Here is a 14,071-nt window from a genome sequence, read left to right on the forward strand (position 1 = left end):
ACGGGGTGTCAACGGCACCGCGCCGCCGGTCAGCACGCGCCGGGGAACGACTCCCAGTAGGTCAGGGTCACGGTGGTGTCGTAGTGGGTGGGGGTGCCGCCGGAGGGGTTCTGGTGGACGACCGAGCATTCGGTCTGGCCGTTGCCCGGGTCGTCGGCGACGGTGTCGAGGACGACCGACTCCCAACCGGCCGAGGCGAGTTCGTCGCGGGCGTCGGTGTACCAGATGCCCGTCACGTCCGGGAGGGACGCCGCGCCGGGCTCGACCTGGCCGCCCTCGTCCTCCGTCGGGTCGGTGCCGCTGCCGCCGCCTTCGGGGCCGCCGTCGTCCTCGGACTCGGATGCGGCGGCCTCGGTGGCGGCCTCGGCGGTCTGCGGCTCGGTCGCGGACGCGGACGGGTCGGCCGGGGGCGAGCCGGTGCCGGTGGCGGGCTGGGTGGTGTCCTCCGCTGCGGCGCTGCGGGTCTCGATGACGCCCGTCGCGCCGTCCCCGTTGTCGTCGGCCCGGCTCCACGGCGAGAGCGCGAGCACCACGGCCGCCGCGAGGACCGCGACCGCGGCCGGGGCGGCGAGGAGCAGGCGGCGGCCCCGGCGGCGGGGGGCGGGGGTCGCGGCGGTGACGGGCTCGAACGGCACGGCCCCGGCGGGGGGCGTCCACGGCCCCGCCGCGCCGGGGACTGACAGGACCGGCGAGACCGCTTGGGGCGTCAGCGGATCGGCGACCGCCTCGCGGCACACGCGCGCGAAGTCCTCGGCGGTGGCCCACCGCTGCTCCGGGTCTTTCGCGAGGGCCTGGAGGATCGCGGCGGCGGGCGCGGGCGGGAGGGCCGCGTCCAGCGGCGGGGGCGGCTGGTTCAGGTGCCCGTTGAGGATGGTCCCGGCCGTGTCGCCGGTGAACGGCGGCGTCCCGGACAGGCATTCGTAGGCGACCGCGCCGAGCGAGTAGACGTCGGTCGCGCCGGTGAGCGGGCGGCCTTCGAGCTGCTCGGGGGACGCGTAGTAGAGGGTGCCCATGAGCATGCCCGACTCGGTGATCGTCCCGCGGCCCGGCGAGAGGGCGATGCCGAAGTCGACGAGCACGGCGTGGCCGCCGGGGTCGACGATGATGTTGGCGGGCTTGATGTCCCGGTGGACGATGCCGTGCCCGTGCGCGTGGTGGAGCGCCTCGGCGACCTCGGCGGTCAGGCGCATCGCGTCGGCGTGCGGCAGCGGGCCCCCGCGCAGGCGCTCCGTCAGCGTCGGGCCTTCGATGAGCTCCATGACGAGGTAGGCGAGGGTCCCGCCCTCGCCGTCGGGGGTCTCGCCGTAGTCGTGGAGCGCGGCGATCCCGGGGTGGCGCAGCGAGGCGACGGCCTGCGCCTCGTGCGCGAAGCGGGCCCGCGCGGTCGCGTCGCCCTCCAGGTTCGACTTGAGGACCTTCACGGCGACCGCGCGCCTGAGCCTGGTGTCGCGGGCGTTCCACACCGACCCCATTCCGCCGGAGGCGATCGGGGCGTCGAGTCGGTAGCGGTCGGCGATCATCGATCCGGTCTGCACGGCGGTCCTCGCAAGCGGTGGTGCGGTAGTGGGTCCGGTGATCGTGGCACCGCCCGCCACGCATCGCTCACGCGAACGTCATGACGGGCCTGCCCGACCGGCGTTCCGGGGGCCTGCATGACTGCGCAAGGGGCCGTGGCGGATCGAGAATCGGGGCATCCACTTCCATTCGGAGGAACCATGAACGCACCCCGTCTCCCCCGCCTCAGCCGCCGCGCGCTGCTCGGCTCCGCGGCCGTCGCCGCCGCGGTCGGCCTCCCGTCACCCGCCGGGGCCGCGCCGCGTCCGGACGCGATCGACGCCGAGGTGGACCGGCTCGAAGGCGACCTGGTCGCGTTCCGCCGCGACCTCCACGCCCATCCCGAGGGCCCCGGGGACGAGTCGCGCACCGCGGCCCGGGTCGCCGCGGCGCTGCGGGACGCCGGGCTGTCGGTGACCGCCAGCGTCGGCGGGCACGGCGTCGTGGGCGTCCTGCGCGGGCGCCACCGCGGCCGCACCGTCGCCTACCGGGCCGACATGGACGCCGTCCCTGCCGAGGACCAGATCGGCGGCGGGACCGCGCCGCTGCACCTGTGCGGGCACGACATCCACACCACCGTCGGCGTCGGTGCGGCGCAAGTGCTCTCGCGGCTACGGCACCGGCTGCACGGCGCCGTCGTGTTCGTGTTCCAGCCCGCCGAGGAGACCCTCGAAGGGGCCCGCGCGATGATCGACGCGGGCGTCCTCGCGGCGCACCGGCCCGAGGAGGTCCACGCGCTCCACTGCGGCCCCATGCCCGTCGGCATGCTCGGGATCAACCCCGGCTCGGGGCTGCCGGGGCAGGACCGCGGCACGGTGACGCTGACGGGCGCGGACGCGGCCGGCCGGGCCGCGCGGCTCGCGGCCGACATCGCCGCGCTCGCGACGGTCGCCGTCCCGCAGGACTCGGCGGACCTGGAGCGGCTCATCGCGGACCTCCAGGTGGAGGACGGGCCGCTCGCGGAGTTCGTGTACACGCGGGCGCAGGCCGAGGACGGCACGGTGTCGTTCTCGTCCCGCTGCTGGCCCGAGGACCGGTACACCGAGGTCCGCGCCGGCGTCGACGCTCTCGCGCAGGCGTACGGCGCGAGGGCGGCGTTCCCGGCCGACCCGTTCCCGGCGATGGTCCTCCCGGCCCCGGAGGCCTACGGGCTCAAGCGGTTCCTGGACCGCCGGGACGTCGAGACGGCGGTCGTCCACGCCGCGATCCCCTTCAGCGGCGAGGACTTCGCGCTGTTCCTGGACGAGATCCCCGGCACCTACACGTACCTCGGCGTCCGGTCCCCGGGCGCGGACATCGCGACCTCCTACCCGCACTTCCCGACGTTCGACCCCGACGAGGCGTCGATCGCCCACGGCGTGCGCGCCATGTCCGCGTGGCTGGCCGAGCGGACCTCCTGCTGAGACGCCGCAAGGGCGGCACCGCTATCGCGGTGCCGCCCGTCCTTGATGGTTCAGTGGCTAGGCGAAGAGGTCGAAACCGCCCCAGCCGGAGCCGATCTGGGTGGAGGAGCCGAAGCTCCCCTGGCCGTTCCCCTTGTACATGAACAGCTTCCCGTCCGACTTGCGCCGGGCCACGAGGTCGATGTGGCCGTCGCCGCTGAAGTCGCCCGCCGCGGTGATGTTGTCGAGCGCGCCCCAGCCGCAGCCGATCTTCACGCCGTTCTTGACGCCGCCGGTCGGCTTGCCGCCGTAGAAGTACAGGCAGTCGTCCGAGGTGCGGACCGCGATGATGTCGGCGGTGCCGTCGTGGTCGAGGTCGCCGATCGCGGTGATCTCCTTCATCGCGTTCCAGCCGGTCCCGATCTTGATCCGGGTGCCGACCGTCCCGTTGGCCTTGCCCGGGTAGAGCCACAGCACTCCGGTCGAGGCCTCGCGGGCGATGACGTCCACCTTGAGGTCGCCGTTGTAGTCGTAGGCGGACACGATGGCGCTCATGATGTTCCAGCCGGTGCCGATCCGGATGCGCGCGTCGTAGTCGTAGTCGCCGATGCCGTTGCCCGGGTATACGTACAGGGCCCCGGAGGAGCCGACGCGGCCGATGACGTCCGCAAGGCCGTCGCCGGTGAAGTCGCCCGCGGTCGCGAGCAGGTTCATGCCCGAGAACGTCGTGCCCCACGAGTAGCTCCCGGCGAAGCCGCCGGTCCCGTTGCCGTAGTACGCGAACGTGTTCCCGTCGGACTCGCGCCGCACGATGATGTCGTCGCCGCCGTCCTCGTCGAAGTCGTGCGCGCGGTCGGTGGTGACCATCGGCAGGCTGACGCCGATCCAGCCCGAGGACTGCACCGGCGGCTCCGGCTGGAGGTAGCCGTTCAGCTCGAACGAGTGCCGGTACAGCGCACTGGTCCGGGTGTCGACCGAGAGCAGGTCCACGTACCCGTCGCGGTCGAGGTCACCTGCGCCCGTGACCTGGCGGTAGACGCGGCCCGAGCCGTCGTCCAGGGACGGGGACAGCTCGATCCAGGTCTCGGCCGTGGACGCGAGCACCCAGTAGCCCTTGGTCTGGCTGTCGCGCACCATGAGGTCGTCGGCGCCGTCCTTGTCAACGTCGCCGAGGGAGACGATCGCGTCGATGTAGTTGTAGCCCCAGCCGAACAGGATGCCGGTCCCGAACGTGCCGTCGCCGTTGCCCGGGTAGGCGTACATGCCGCCGTCGGAGTTGCGCACGGCCATGACGTCCATGACGCCGTCGCCGGTGACGTCGGCGGTCGTGAAGACGCCCATGGTGTTCCAGCTCGAACCGGACCGGATTCGGGTCCCGAAGCCGCCGTTCCCGTCACCGGGGTAGGTGTACAGGACGCCGGAGGCGTTGTCGCGCACCAGGAGGTCCGCACGGCCGTCGCTGTTGACCTCCCCGGCCATGACGACGTCGTAGCCGCCCCAGCCGGTGGCGACGGTGACCGCGCCGTCGAACGTCCCGTCGCCGTTGCCGGCGTGCAGGCGCAGCGCGCCGTCGGTCTCGCGCACGGAGATGAAGTCGTCGAACCCGTCGTCGTTGAAGTCGTTGCGCGCCAGCGGGACCGCGGGCATGCCGGAGAGCACGAACCACATGTCGTTGTACGGCACGGCGTCGAGGTTCTCGCTGTACTCGCTCGTGTAGGTCGGGGCGACCTCGAACCGGCCGGGCTCGTTGGCGCCCCCGGTGATCTCGGTGTAGAAGCGGAAGGTCTCGTGGTCGTCCGCGGCGATCGACTGGACGTGGCAGACGAAGTCGAAGCGGTCGAGCAGCGTGTTCTCGGTGCGCGCGTACTCGGCCGCGAGCTCGCTCTCGTCCAGGCACGTCCATGCGGCGTTCCCGCCGGAGTTGAGCTGCGTGAGCTCCGTGCCGTCGGGCAGCCGCCCGCGCAGCACGTACGAGCCGGGCTCGTCCACCGCGAGGTCGGCGGCGTCGGCGGGACCGGCGTTGTGCACGAACAGGCTGACCATCGGCTCGGTGCCGATCGCGGTCCCGACCTGCTCGGTGCCCTCGATGTAGAGGTCGAACTGGTTCGCGGCGGTGACCACGGAGATCGACCCGGCGTCGGCGGTCGCCGACGGGTCGTCCCAGGCCGCGGCCTCGGTGATCCCCAGGAGGTTCGGATGCTCGGGGTCCGTGGGGAGGTCCGGGTACTCGGCGAGTTCCGCCTCGTCGATCGTGGTGACGGTGTACTCGCAGCCGCACACCTCGATCGGCCCGGGCGTCCCGGCGGGGACGGCGTATCCGATCGGGCCGGTCAGCGTGTAGGCGGTGCCGGTCGTGCCGGTGAAGCCCGCGAAGACGCAGTCGACCACGCCGGTCTCGATGGAGGTGCAGTTGTCGTAGGCGACGTCGGTGACCGTGCCGGGCACGGTCGGCGCACTGAACGACACGACGACGGCCGCGGTGCCGGCGGCGAGGTCCTGCTGCTGGAAGAAGACCGGGGTGGCGTTCGCGGTCGTGCCGGCCGCCGCCTCGGTGACGGTGACGTCGCCATGGAGGAACGGCATGTTGTCGTCCTCCTGCGCGGCCACCGGTGCTGCGAATGCGGCTGCGGCCATCAGGCCGACGGCAGCGCCCGCTACCAGGCGCGTGGCAACGCGCCTGAGGGAATCGGGGTTCATCTGGCTCCTTGTTCAATTGGAGGTTGGGGTTCGTGCCAGGGGATGCCGGGGGTCCGACATGGACTACACGCATTCTTTCAGAAATCGGTTGCACCCCGGGTACACCAGCGGACACGCGCAAGGGCGGCCCCGCGATGCGGGGCCGCCCTTGCGGTGGATCGGGTTACGCGGTGACGCGGTCGAGGATGATGGGGCCGCGGTCGGCGGGGCGGGAGCCGACGGACCACCGGCCCGCGAGGGCGTCCTTTGCCGCGGCGAAGCGGTCGGGGGTGTCGGTGTGGAGGCGGAGGACGGGCTCCCCGGCCTTGACGGGCTCGCCCACGGTCTTGAGGATCTCGATGCCCGCGCCGAACTGGACGGGCTGGCCCTGGCGCTCGCGGCCCGCGCCGAGGCGCCAGGCGGCGACGCCGACGGCGTAGGCGTCCATGTCGGCGACGTACCCGTCCGACCCGGCCGTGAGCTCCTCGGTCTCGCGGGCGATCGGCAGGGGCGCGTCGACCTCGCCGCCCTGGGCGCTGATCATCTTGCGCCACTTGTCCATCGCGCGGCCGTCCTTCAACGCGGCGGCGGGGTCCGCGTCGGGCTTGCCCGCGGCGGCGAGCATCTCCTTGGCGAGGGCCACGGTCAGCTCGACCACGTCGGCGGGGCCGCCGCCCGCGAGGACCTCCACGGACTCGCGCACTTCGAGGGCGTTGCCCGCGGTGCGGCCCAGGGGGACCGACATGTCGGTGAGGAGGGCGCGGGTGTCCGTGCCGTGGTCGGCGCCGAGGCGGACCATGGTCTCGGCGAGCTCGCGGGCCTTGGCGAAGTCCTTCATGAAGGCGCCCGAGCCGACCTTGACGTCGAGGACGATCGCGTCGGCCCCCTCGGCGATCTTCTTGCACATGATGGAGGACGCGATCAGCGGAATCGACTCCACAGTGGAGGTGATGTCGCGGAGCGCGTAGAGCTTCTTGTCGGCGGGCGCGAGGTCGCCGGTGGCGGCGCAGATGACCGCGCCGATCTCCTTGAGCTGCTCGATGACCTGGGCCTCGGACATGTCGACCTGGAAGCCGGGGATCGACTCCAACTTGTCGAGCGTGCCGCCGGTGTGGCCGAGGCCGCGGCCCGAGAGCTGCGGGACGGCCACGTCGAAGACCGCCACGAGCGGGGCGAGCGGGAGGGTGATCTTGTCGCCGACGCCGCCCGTGGAGTGCTTGTCGACGCACGGCTTGCCCACGGCCGCCAGGTCGAGCGTGATGCCCGAGCGGATCATCGCGGCGGTCCAGTCGGCGATCTCGCGGGGCTTCGCTCCATTGAGGAAGATCGCCATGGCGAGGGCCGACATCTGCTCGTCGGCCACGTCGCCCTTCGTGTAGGCGTCGATGACCCAGTCGATCTGCGCGGACGAGAGCTCGCCGCCGTCCCTTTTGGTGCGGATGACGTCGACGGCGGTGATCATTGGCTTTCCCTCACTACATATACGGATCTAGTTGGCGGACAGGTGGTCCGGGCCGAACGCACCGGGGAGCAGCGCCCCCACGGTGGTCGTCCCGGACGCCTCGTCCACGAGGCAGTCCGGGCCGCCGTGCTCGAACAGGAGCTGGCGGCACCGTCCGCAGGGGGTGAGGGGCTCCCCCGCGCCGTCGACGCACGCGATCGCGACCAGCCGCCCGCCGCCGGTGGCGGCGAGCTGGGAGACCATGCCGCACTCGGCGCACAGGGTCAGGCCGTACGAGGCGTTCTCGACGTTGCAGCCGGAGACGATCCGGCCGTCGTCGACGAGCCCCGCGACCCCGACCGGGTACTTCGAGTACGGCACGTACGCGTGCGCCATGGCCTCGCGGGCCTTGCCGCGCAGGGTCTCCCAGTCGACGTCCATGCCTATTTGTCCCCCGGGTTGTACGGTACGCCGTCGGCCGCGGGGGCCTTGGCCTTGCCGATGAGGCCCGCCACGACCACCAGCGTGACCGCGTACGGGAGCATCTGGAGGAACTCGCCGGGCACCGAGGACCCGGCGGCGGAGAGGTCGCGGGCGATCTGGGTGGTGAACCCGAAGATCAGGGCCCCGGCGAGCACGCCGAGTGGGTTCCAGCGGCCCACGATCATGACGGCGAGCGCGACGAAGCCGAGCCCGGCGGTCATGTTCTTGTTGAACGCCAGGGAGTTCCCGAGCGTGAACCAGGCGCCGCCGAAGCCCGCGAGGAGGCCCGCGGCCACCACGTTCCAGTAGCGGAGGCGGTTGACGTTGACGCCCATGGAGTCCGCGGCGGCCGGGTGCTCGCCGACGGCGCGGGTGCGCAGGCCCCAGCGGGTCCGGTAGAGCAGGAACCAGACGACGGCGACCATGACGATGCCGACGTACACGAACAGCTTCTGCTGGAACAGGACCGGGCCGATCACGGGGATGTCCGCGAGCGGGCCCCAGGAGATGACCGGGACGGCGAACGCGTCGTTGAAGCCCTCGGCCTTCTTGAGCTGGTCGTACATGAAGCTGGTGAAGCCGAGCGCGAGCAGGTTGAGGATGACGCCGACGACGACCTGGTTGACCTGGTACTTCGTGGCGAGGAGCGCGAGGAGCATGGTCGAGAGCGACCCGGCGACCATCGCGCCGACGAGCCCGGCGTAGATGCTGCCGGTGATGTTCGCGACGAGCACGCCCGTGAAGGCGCCCATGAGGAACTGGCCCTCGATGCCGATGTTGATGACGCCGGAGCGCTCGCAGACGACGCCCGAGAGCGCGCCGAAGATGTACGGCATCGACAGGAACAGGGCCCCGGCGAGGATCGACTCGGCCCGGAAGACCGTGCCCTCCTGGGAGTAGGCCCAGAACAGCAGGGCCAGCACCAGCGCGGCGACACCCGCGGTGGACGCGAGCTTGAACTGGCGCTGCGGCAGGCCCACGAGCATCCAGGCGCCCGCGGCGGCGCACAGGAGGCCGAGGACGAGGACCGCGCCGAAGGTCGGGACGGACCAGGAGGCGTCGGTGAGGGTCTTGTCGAACGCGATGACGGTGCTCTTGCCGCCGAGCCAGGTGAAGGCGACGGCGACGAGCAGGAGCCCCAGGACCGCGTAGACGGTCCCGGCCCTCGCGTGGCGGGCCGGGGCGCGGTCGTCGACCAGCGCGGGCGCGGGCGCGGTGTCCACTGCCATCGGGCTCACCAGCCTTTCGCTTCGAGAGTGACCAGGCCGCCGCGCGGGGTGCGCAGGTGGAGGATCGCCTTGACCAGGGCCGGTGCGGCGATGAACAGCACGATGGTGGCCTGGAGCAGGGTCGAGATGTCGACCGGGACGTCGGGCTGCGCCGAGAGGGCGCCGGCCTTGAGCGCGCCGAACAGGAGCGCGGAGGCGACGATGCCGCCGGGGTTGGCGCGGCCCAGGAGCGCGACGGTGATGCCGCTGAAGCCGTAGTCGAGCGCGGTGTTGGTGGTGATGCCGCCGGAGGAGACGCCGAGCGCGAGCGCGGCGCCGCCGAGTCCGGCGAGGGCGCCCGCGGCGGTCATCGTCGTGGTGTAGGTGGAGCCGATGCGCATGCCCGCGGTGGCGGCGGCGTGCTCGTTGAAGCCGACGGCGCGGATGCGGAACCCGAACGTGGACTTGGAGAGCAGCCACCAGGTGAAGACGGCGGCGGCGAAGCCGATGATCAGGGCGAGGTTGACGCGAAGGCTCGGGTTGAACGAGGACAGGAGCGTCGGGAGCATCGCCGATTCGTCCACGGGCTTGGAGACCAGGTCGGACTTGGTCTCGGAGTGGAGGAAGCTCGTGCCGAGCGCCCACACGAGGAACAGCGCGGCGATGTTGTTGAGCATGATCGAGGAGATGACCTCGTGGGCGCCGGTGGCGGCCTTGAGGACGCCGGGGACGGCGCCGAGGGCGCCGCCGGCGAGGCCGCCCGCGATGATCGCGAGGGGCAGGTGGAGCCAGATCGGCAGGTCGAGGCTGAACCCGACGATGAGGGCGCCCATCATGCCGAAGATGAGCTGGCCCTGGGCGCCGATGTTGAACAGCCCGGCGCGGAACGCGAGGCCGACGGCGAGGCCGGTGAAGATGAGCGGCGTCGCGTAGGTGAGCGTCTCGGACAGGGGCCGCAGGAGGTTCCCGAAGTCGGCCTGCCCGGCCTGGTAGGACTCCAGGGTGTTCAGGTTGAGGATCGCGCCCTCGAAGAGCGCGGTGTAGGAGTCGCGCACGAGGTACCAGGACGCGGCGAGGGCGTCCTGGGGGCGGGCGAAGAAGTAGGAGAACGTGGAGCGGGTGTACTCGTCGGAGACGATGAGGAGGATCGCGCCGATGAGGAACGCCAGGAGCAGCGAGTAGACGGTGACCATGACCGAGTTGGCCTCGGTGAGGTAGCCGCCGAAGACGCGCATGAAGCTCGGTTTCGACTCCGATTCCTCAGCGGGCGCGGGCGGTTCGGCCGGGGCCTCGGTGGTGGTGCTGTCGCTCATCGGTCACCTCCGGCGGCGTCCTCGTCGGTCTGGGTCTGGGTCTCGGGGGCCGCGGAGGCGCCGACCATGAGTCGGCCGATGACCTCGCGGGGGGTGTCGGGGGCGACTTCGCCGACGATGCGGCCGTTGTAGATGACGGCGATGCGGTCGGCGAGGGCGTAGATCTCGTCGAGTTCGGAGGAGATGAGGAGGACCCCGGTCCCGGTGTCGCGCTCGGCGATGAGGCGGGAGTGGATGAACTCGGTGGCGCCGACGTCGACGCCGCGGGTCGGCTGCGCCGCGACGAGGAACCGGCGGGGCCGGGAGAACTCGCGGGCGATGATGACCTTCTGCTGGTTGCCGCCCGACAGCGACGAGGCCGACTCGTCGGGCGACTGGGTGCGGATGTCGAACTCGGCGATGGAGTCCACGGCGCGCTTGTGGACGGCGGCGGTGTCGACGACCCCGCCTTTCGCGTAGGGCGCGTCGCGGTACTGGTTGAGGACGATGTTCTCGGCGACGGAGAACTCCGAGACGAGGCCGTCGCGGCCGCGGTCCTCGGGGATGTAGCCGAGGCCGTCGGCGATGCGCCGGGCCGGGGAGCGGCCGTGGACGTCGTTCCCGTCCACGGCGATGTGGCCCTCGTCGGGCTTGACGAGGCCGAGGATCGCGCGGGCGAGCTCGGTCTGGCCGTTGCCCTCGACGCCCGCGAGGCCGACGATCTCGCCGGCGTGGACGGTCAGTTCGAGTCCGTCGAGGACCTTGACGCCCGCGTCGGAGACGACGGTGAGGTCCTTGACCTCCAGGCGGGGCTCGCCGGGGGCCGCGGGGGTCTTGTCGACCTGGAGCGACACGGCGCGGCCGACCATGGCCGAGGCCATCTCGGACTCGGACGCGGTGGGCTCCAGCTCGGCGACGACCTTGCCGCGGCGGATCACGGTGATCTTGTCCGCGACGGCCTGGACCTCTTTGAGCTTGTGCGAGATGAACAGGATGGAGGTGCCGGACGCGGCGAGGTTCCGCATGATCTGGAGCAGCTCGGTGATCTCGGCGGGCGTGAGCACCGCCGTCGGCTCGTCGAGGATGAGCAGCTCGGTCTTGGGGCCCGAGAGGGCCTTGACGATCTCGACGCGCTGCTGGACGCCGACGGGCAGGTCCTCGCAGACCGCGTCGGGGTCCAGCCGGAGCCCGTACTGCTCCGAGACGTCCAGGACGGCTCTGCGCGCGGCCCTGGCCGAGAGCACTCCCGCACCGCGGGTGTGCTCCCGGCCGAGCTGCACGTTGTCGGCGACGCTGAAGGGACCGACGAGTTTGAAGTGCTGGTGGACCATCCCGATCCCGGCGGCGATGGCGTCGCCCGGACCGGAGAAGGCCATCGGCTCCCCGTCGATGAGGATCTCCCCGCTGGTGGGCTGGAGGATCCCGTAGAGCATGTTCATGAGCGTCGACTTGCCCGCGCCGTTCTCACCGAGGATCGCGTGGATCTGGCCGGGCTCGACCGCGAGGTCGATGTCGTCGTCAGCAGTGAACGAGCCGAACTTCTTCGTCAGGCCCTTCAGTTCGAGTCGCAATGCACGTCCCTCGTGAGATGGAAGCCGGTGTGCGGACCGCTAGGAGGCGGCCGGGCTGGCCGGGGACTCGACGACGAGCGTCCCGTCGATGATCTGCTGCGTCAGGGCCTCGACCTCGGCCTTGGTCTCGTCGGAGACCGCGGCGTCGAAGTCGTGGAACGGGGCGATGCCGACGCCGCCGTTCTCCAGGGTGCCGACGTAGGTGCCGTTCCCGGCGTCCCCGTCGTAGGCGGCCAGGACGGCGTCCTGGACGGCCTGGGCGAGGCCCTTCTCGGCGGAGGTGATGAGCTTCGAGCCGTAGTCGGTGGACTCGAACCCGTCGGTGTCGACCCAGATCGCGTTGACCGCGTCGCCCGCTTCCTCGGCGGCCGTCAGCGCGCCGATGCCGGCGGGGCCGGCGACCGGGAAGAGGATGTCCGCGCCCTGGCTGATGAACGTGTCCGAGGTGGACTTGCCGGCGGCGGCGTCCTCGAAGTTGTTCAGGAACGTGCCGGTCTGCGCGGCCTCGTCCCAGCCCAGGAGCTTGACGTCGGTGCCCTTGTCCTCGTTGTGCTTGGCGATGCCCTCGGCGAAGCCGTCCATGAAGATGGTCACCGGCGGGATCTGCATGCCGCCCCAGGTCGCGACGGTCCCGGTCTGGGTCTGCGCGGCCGCGACGTACCCGGCGAGGAACGCCGACTGCGCGGTGTCGAACTGGATGGAGTACACGTTCGAGGTCTCGACCGGGGCGCCCTCGGCGTCGGACGGCGAGCCGTCGACGATCGCGAAGCCCACGCCCTCGTTCGCCTGCGCGGCGGTGGTGACGTTCGCGGACATGAGCCCGCCGACGCCGACGATGAAGTCGCAGCCGTCGTCGACCGATCCCTGGAGGTTCGGGTCGTAGTCGTCGGTGTTCGAGGACTCCTTGTACTTGACGTCGATGTCGGAGTTCTCGTCCTCAGCGGCCTCCATACCGGCCCAGGCGGACTCGTTGAACGACTTGTCGTCGATGCCGCCCGAGTCGGTCACCATGCAGGCCAGGAACGAGGCGTCAGCGTTGTCGCTCCCGCCGTCAGTGGGTGCGTCGCCGCAAGCGGCAAGAGCGGCAAGGCCAACGGCGGAAAGGCCCGCCACGACCAGCTTGAACGGCTTCACAGCCATCACTGTCTCCTTCGAGGATTCAAGGGGGTAAGTCGATACCCGCCTAATCATGGCCGCACTTGATGGCCTCTGACACTCTCCTTGATGATTTCGTTACCGAAACATCCTATGACTGAGACCAGGAGTGAACTGGTGTTTCGCCCCTAATACAGGCGCATTGCAGCGGCCCGCGTTACGGGCGGGTGAACCAGGGGGCGCGTCTACTGCCAGAAGACCGCGACGCCCGCGGTCACCGCGATGAGCCCGCCGGTGGCCCAGAAGTGCCCGGCGGCGACCTTGTCGCGCTTCTTCCACACCGGGATGGCGATCATGACGGCCAGCAGCAGCGCGAGCAGGAACTTCACACCGAGCTTCGCGTGGTTGGCGTCCCCTGCGGCGGCGACGATCCCGTAGAGCACGATGCCGGTCGCGAGCTGCACCGCGATCCCGTACAGCATCGCCGTGTTGAAGTTGAACCTGCCGGACAGCCACGACACCAGCCAGCCGCCGAAGACCGCGGCGAAGCCCAGGAGGTGGAGGTAGCGCAGCACGAGGTGTACGAAGTCCATGCCGCGGAGTATTCCAGAGTGCGGGAACCGTGACACCGCAGCGTCACCGGTCCCGAAACCGCAGTCACATCGGGGACCGCCGGGCGGCCCCGCGGCCCTTATCCTGGGCTGACCCCCGCCCCTTGAGGAGCCCCCATGTCCGAGGAATCATCCGAGACCGGGCCGAACCCCGAAGTCGCCGAGGTCGCCGTGGTGGACGAGGCCGCGCTTGAGGAGGCCGAGGCCCCTCCCGCGCCCCGCCCGATGCCCGGTGAAGCCGGGATCGCCCTCGCCGGGCTGTGGGTCGTCGCGACCGGCCTGTGCTCGGGCTTCCTGATCAACGCGCTCTACCTCGTCTTCGACCTGGCGGTCATGGGCGACGCCACCGATCTGACCGGCCGCGCCGCGATCAGCTTCGGCGTGTACGGGCTGCTTACCGCCGCGCACGTGGTGGTCGCGCTCAACCTGCGGTGGGGAGCGAACTGGGCGCGGATCGCCGCTTTGGTCCTCCAGTCCGGGGGCATCGCGGCCTGCGTGTACTGGATCGGGGTGGCGTTCACGTCCTGGTCGGTCACCTCCATCACCGTCGCCGGAGGATGCTTCCTGGGGATCGCCCTCTTCGTCGGCCTCATCGCCGCGACGACGACCCGGGCCATGCGGGCCTGGTGCCTGGGCTTGTCGGCGGACCCGGAACCGCACGTCAGCGGATCGCGACTCCTCCGATAGCGCGAGAGAGGGGCCGGGCGAATTGCCCGGCCCCTCTCTCGGTGCGCTCTTCGGAGACTGTGCTCGTAGAC

Annotated in this window: 11 protein-coding genes; 2 read left to right on the forward strand and 9 right to left on the reverse strand. The window is 71.2% G+C overall.

All coding sequences use genetic code 11. The features are described from left to right. Nucleotides 1–29 precede the first annotated feature (29 nt). Nucleotides 30–1,535 carry a serine/threonine-protein kinase gene (locus tag ACFFXY_RS01155; protein WP_382345058.1) on the reverse strand — a complete coding sequence of 502 codons (1,506 nt, stop codon included), beginning with the start codon at nucleotides 1,533–1,535 and terminating at the stop codon, nucleotides 30–32. Between the two features lie 180 nt (nucleotides 1,536–1,715). On the opposite strand from ACFFXY_RS01155, the gene ACFFXY_RS01160 reads away from it, so the two are divergent. Then, nucleotides 1,716–2,957, forward strand: coding sequence for a M20 metallopeptidase family protein (locus ACFFXY_RS01160; RefSeq protein ID WP_382345060.1), 1,242 nt, complete (start codon nucleotides 1,716–1,718; stop codon nucleotides 2,955–2,957). A 57-nt stretch (nucleotides 2,958–3,014) separates the two neighbouring features. On the opposite strand, the gene ACFFXY_RS01165 is transcribed toward ACFFXY_RS01160, so the two are convergent. The 8 genes from ACFFXY_RS01165 to ACFFXY_RS01200 all read right to left on the reverse strand — a co-directional run bounded on the left by ACFFXY_RS01165 (nucleotide 3,015) and on the right by ACFFXY_RS01200 (nucleotide 13,295). Beyond that, the gene (locus ACFFXY_RS01165) at nucleotides 3,015–5,570 is read right to left on the reverse strand and encodes an FG-GAP repeat domain-containing protein (RefSeq protein ID WP_382345062.1); all 2,556 of its coding nucleotides are present in this window, start codon (nucleotides 5,568–5,570) and stop codon (nucleotides 3,015–3,017) included. 226 nt (nucleotides 5,571–5,796) lie between these two features. Further along, on the reverse strand, nucleotides 5,797–7,074 hold the full coding sequence (locus tag ACFFXY_RS01170; RefSeq protein WP_382345064.1) for a thymidine phosphorylase: 1,278 nt from the start codon (nucleotides 7,072–7,074) through the stop codon (nucleotides 5,797–5,799). A gap of 27 nt (nucleotides 7,075–7,101) precedes the next feature. Then, nucleotides 7,102–7,494, reverse strand: a complete 393-nt coding sequence (locus tag ACFFXY_RS01175; RefSeq protein WP_382345066.1) for a cytidine deaminase — start codon at nucleotides 7,492–7,494, stop codon at nucleotides 7,102–7,104. A 2-nt stretch (nucleotides 7,495–7,496) separates the two neighbouring features. After that, a complete protein-coding gene (locus ACFFXY_RS01180) occupies nucleotides 7,497–8,765 on the reverse strand; it encodes an ABC transporter permease (protein WP_382345068.1) in 1,269 nt (422 codons plus the stop codon). 5 nt (nucleotides 8,766–8,770) lie between these two features. Then, entirely contained in the window at nucleotides 8,771–10,057 is a 1,287-nt protein-coding gene (locus ACFFXY_RS01185; RefSeq protein WP_382345070.1) for an ABC transporter permease, read from the reverse strand. Next, nucleotides 10,054–11,607, reverse strand: coding sequence for an ABC transporter ATP-binding protein (locus ACFFXY_RS01190; protein WP_382345072.1), 1,554 nt, complete (start codon nucleotides 11,605–11,607; stop codon nucleotides 10,054–10,056). Before ACFFXY_RS01190 ends, ACFFXY_RS01185 begins: the two co-directional genes overlap by 4 nt. A gap of 39 nt (nucleotides 11,608–11,646) precedes the next feature. Then, nucleotides 11,647–12,747 (reverse strand): BMP family lipoprotein, encoded by a 1,101-nt coding sequence (locus tag ACFFXY_RS01195; protein WP_382345074.1) that lies wholly within the window; start codon nucleotides 12,745–12,747, stop codon nucleotides 11,647–11,649. Nucleotides 12,748–12,947: 200 nt separating this feature from the next. Next, nucleotides 12,948–13,295 carry a hypothetical protein gene (locus ACFFXY_RS01200; protein ID WP_382345076.1) on the reverse strand — a complete coding sequence of 116 codons (348 nt, stop codon included), beginning with the start codon at nucleotides 13,293–13,295 and terminating at the stop codon, nucleotides 12,948–12,950. Between the two features lie 135 nt (nucleotides 13,296–13,430). On the opposite strand from ACFFXY_RS01200, the gene ACFFXY_RS01205 reads away from it, so the two are divergent. Further along, nucleotides 13,431–14,000, forward strand: coding sequence for a hypothetical protein (locus ACFFXY_RS01205; protein WP_382345078.1), 570 nt, complete (start codon nucleotides 13,431–13,433; stop codon nucleotides 13,998–14,000). The last annotated feature ends 71 nt before the right edge of the window (nucleotides 14,001–14,071 follow it).

It is taken from the genome of Glycomyces mayteni, assembly GCF_042428885.1.
Classification (GTDB): domain Bacteria; phylum Actinomycetota; class Actinomycetes; order Mycobacteriales; family Micromonosporaceae; genus Glycomyces; species Glycomyces mayteni.